Raw genomic sequence first — 3,189 nt, 5'->3', positions numbered from 1 at the left:
CCGGCGCCGCCCCCTCCGCAGGACATCCCGGTCGAGCCGCAAGCTGCCGAGGATGCGCCCTTCCCCGAGGCGGAAAGGGAGGGCCTGCCCGGCACCGTCACGCTCGACCCTTACGAGGATCAGCGCCACCGCCCCATCGTTGCCATCCTCGACAACGCCAACCCCTCGGCCGGCCGGCAGTCGGGCCTGCGTGAGGCCTCGGTCGTCTACGAGATGCCGGTTGAGGGCAACCTCACCCGGCTCATGGCCGTTTACGATCGGGCCGACCCCGGCCGCGTCGGGCCGATTCGCAGCGCCCGCGACTACCAGCACAGGGTGGTCGAGGACCTGGGCGGCGCCCTCGTCCACATCGGCGGCTCGCCTGCCGCGCTAGACGCCATCGCCAGGGGTCGCGCCCCCTCCTTCAACGCCCTCGAGCAGCGCTTCGAAGAGCTCTACAGCCGCGCGCCCGACGCTCCTGCACCCTACGACCTCTACAGCGACGGCGCCAGGCTGCGCAGCTTCCTGCGCGGCGCCAACCTGGAGACGGCTCGGAGCCTGCGCGGCACCATCTACCGGCCCGCGCCGGAGCTGCCCGACTCGAGCGCTCTGCTGGTGAGCTATCCCGGCGACTACTCGAGCGGCTTCACCTATCTCCCCGAGCTCAACCTCTACCGCTGGCAGCGCAGCGGCGTCCCGGCACTCGACGCGGGCGGCGAGAGCGTGGTGGTGCAGGCGGTGGTCGTCGCCCGGGTCGAGGGCAGCCCCCTGCCCGGCGACCGCGAGGGCCGCCTCTACCTGGCGGTCGACCGCGGCGGCGAGGCCACGCTCTACCTCGCTGGCAAGGTCATCCGTGGGCGCTGGCAGCAGCAGAACGGCTTTGGGTTCATCGCCGAGGACGGCCAGCCCGTGGACCTGACGCCGTTCAAGACCTGGATCAGCTTGGTGCCCTCCTGGGCGCAGGTGGCGGGACGGTAGGGTGGGCCTACGCAAAAGCTCCACGCTTGCGGGCCGAGGTGCTTGGCCAAACGATGGTAAGGGGCGCAACCAACTTTGTCGCCAGGCGAACCTGCTGTCTGTTCTTTGCATCCTGAACGAGTTCCATCACGACAAACCCTGGAACAACAGGGAGTTCGGTGAGGGATGAAAACCAGGCCAAGGCCGGAGTATGTCCACGCTGAATGTCGCTGAGGATAGCCGTGTCCAGCAAGAGCACCAGCTATTCCCGTACCCGCCTCTTGGCTTCACGCCGTAACAGGCGCGCATGCACCTGACTGTCTTCAACGTCGGAACGCGTTCCTATCAAGCCTTCACCTTGCCAGTAAGCCACGAGTTCAGCACCGCTTTTCGGAGTCTCCCTCGTAGAACGTCCCGTGGTGAGCACGCGCAGCGCATATTCTGAGAGGGGCAAGCCAAGGCGAGCAGCTTCCTTTTGAAGCTCCGCTTCAAGGTTTTGCGGCAACTCGAGTATTAGGCTCATGAAGTGCCTCCTGGTGGATTATAACTCAGCTCGGCATTTGCGTCTTTACAACACGCAGTTATCGGCTGCGCGTGATGATTAATGCCACCTGCGCCTTTGTCGTTCGCACTTCAGCACTGACGACATGAGGGTTATGGAACGCAAATTTGCGCTTTAAGTCAACCAAATCGTCCCACTCCGGTGGCCATAATTCCAACGGCGTCAGGTCATCCATCACAATCTGACCGCCAACCTTGACCATCTCGACGATGCTATCCCAATGTTCCGGTGCCAGGTACCGACGAGCTCCCGCGTCCATAAACACCAGGTCGAAGGGCGGCTCATCTTTAAGAACGTCCATGCAATCACCTGCGCGGATTTCGACGTTCGGACAATCCTTGAAGAGCTGCTTCGCCGCCTCCGCCAACCGGGTGTCAATTTCTGCAGAGATGAGCTTCGCGCCGGAAAGCAGAGCGCTCGCCATCCAAGCCGTGCCAATTCCTGCCCCTGTGCCGTGCTCCGCGATGCGCCCGCCGGGTTTTGAGGCGACCAAGGTGCGTAGCAGCTGCCCTACTTCGGGAATACACGCCGATGCTGGTCCCTTGAACCCCACCGGTCTGCCTTTGGGCATAACAGGGAAATTCAGCTTCTCTGCTAACTCAACCGCGCGCTCAACAAGCTCAGGAAGCTGAACGCCATACCGCTCATACTTGCTTTTCTTCAAATTCATCACTCCAAACGGTCTCACCTTCATTGTGCCTAACGGCTAAGCTCAACGGCGCGCCCATGCAGAAGCATGCCTCCAGAATTTAGCTTTCGGTACGATTTGATGGACATGTGGGCGCGTCCGCTGCAGTGAGTGTTAGGCACATCTGCGGCTACCACTGCTCAACCTGCAACCCTTCCACCGCTTGGAAGTGGCTGTCCCTGGTCACCAAAATGAGTTGATATTGCGCGGCAATAGCAGCAATCCAGATATCGTTCTCTGGAATAGGCGATCCACTAACTTTGAGCTGGTTTTTGATAGCACCGTACTGTTTGGCCGTTACTGTGTCACAGAACAGAACGGCACCATTGGCAGCAAATTCGTCAATACGCGTGGTGTTCTCCTTGGCCCGAGCGGACTTGCCAGCGCCAAAGTACAACTCGCCTAGTGCGATGCTGGGAACAAAAACGTCTTCAGCATTTGCCAGCTTCTGCATGACCGTGTCTTCCTTGGCAAAAAGGGCGATGATGATATTGGTGTCGAGCAAAAACCTACCACTCATCGTGGTCTATACGTTCGCAGCCCTCTTCTATCACCTGCTTCATAATAGTGAGGTCAGCAGCATCAACGGTTCCGGCAAAGCGTAAAAGTGCCTTACCAGACACTCCTCGAACCTGAGAAGTTGCAAGCGAACGAGCGAATTCTAGAACTCTATGCTGCTGCTCGAGAGGAAGTCGGTTAAGCTGCTCACGAATTTCAGCTTCAATCGTTTGTGTCTTCACTATCCATCACCAACATAATTTTAGCAGACGGCAAGCTGGCAAAGCGCCTAACGCCTGAGTTAAGCCGCGCCGCCCGCGACCTTACCTGTGCCGAGTGTAGCCCGATGTCACCGGCGCCTGAAGTCATGATGCGGTGTCGGCTTGAACGAATTGTTAGGTGGCGGCACTTGGGTCGATGTCAAAGTGCATGACGTCTTCCCGAATGCCCAGCTTTGTGTAGAGAGCAACTGCTGGATCGTCACCGTAGTCTGCCTGTACATAAA

6 protein-coding genes and 1 pseudogene are annotated in these 3,189 nt (G+C 59.6%); 1 reads left to right on the top strand and 6 read right to left on the bottom strand.

Annotated features, from left to right (window positions below):
- Positions 1 to 957, top strand: a 957-nt coding sequence (locus tag M3498_05305) for a DUF3048 domain-containing protein (GenBank protein ID MDQ3458708.1), incomplete at its 5' end; no start/stop codon positions are given.
- 40 nt (positions 958 to 997) lie between these two features.
- Here M3498_05305 and M3498_05300 read toward each other — a convergent pair.
- The 6 genes and pseudogenes from M3498_05300 to M3498_05275 form a co-directional block, all read right to left on the bottom strand.
- Positions 998 to 1,195: pseudogene (locus M3498_05300) on the bottom strand (VapC toxin family PIN domain ribonuclease).
- 3 nt (positions 1,196 to 1,198) lie between these two features.
- Positions 1,199 to 1,459 carry a hypothetical protein gene (locus M3498_05295; protein MDQ3458707.1) on the bottom strand — a complete coding sequence of 87 codons (261 nt, stop codon included), beginning with the start codon at positions 1,457 to 1,459 and terminating at the stop codon, positions 1,199 to 1,201.
- Between the two features lie 58 nt (positions 1,460 to 1,517).
- The gene (locus tag M3498_05290) at positions 1,518 to 2,162 is read right to left on the bottom strand and encodes a methyltransferase domain-containing protein (GenBank protein MDQ3458706.1); all 645 of its coding nucleotides are present in this window, start codon (positions 2,160 to 2,162) and stop codon (positions 1,518 to 1,520) included.
- Positions 2,163 to 2,316: 154 nt separating this feature from the next.
- Entirely contained in the window at positions 2,317 to 2,706 is a 390-nt protein-coding gene (locus M3498_05285) for a type II toxin-antitoxin system VapC family toxin (GenBank protein MDQ3458705.1), read from the bottom strand.
- Entirely contained in the window at positions 2,696 to 2,926 is a 231-nt protein-coding gene (locus tag M3498_05280; GenBank protein MDQ3458704.1) for a hypothetical protein, read from the bottom strand. The genes M3498_05285 and M3498_05280 overlap by 11 nt, the downstream gene beginning before the upstream one ends.
- Before the next feature lie 153 nt (positions 2,927 to 3,079).
- The coding region (locus tag M3498_05275) for an AAC(3)-I family aminoglycoside 3-N-acetyltransferase (GenBank protein MDQ3458703.1) at positions 3,080 to 3,189 on the bottom strand (110 nt) is incomplete at its 5' end.

It is taken from the genome of Deinococcota bacterium (assembly GCA_030858465.1).
Lineage (GTDB): Bacteria > Deinococcota > Deinococci > Deinococcales > Trueperaceae > JALZLY01.
Note: the sequence above shows the minus strand (reverse complement) of the source record. Positions and strands in the feature narration are given on the sequence as shown.

Excerpts from the sequence above, each read along its gene's own strand:
- M3498_05295 (MDQ3458707.1), bottom strand. The coding sequence starts at position 1,459 with ATGAGCCTAATACTCGAGTTGCCGCAAAACCTTGAAGCGGAGCTTCAA.
- M3498_05285 (MDQ3458705.1), bottom strand. The coding sequence starts at position 2,706 with ATGAGTGGTAGGTTTTTGCTCGACACCAATATCATCATCGCCCTTTTT.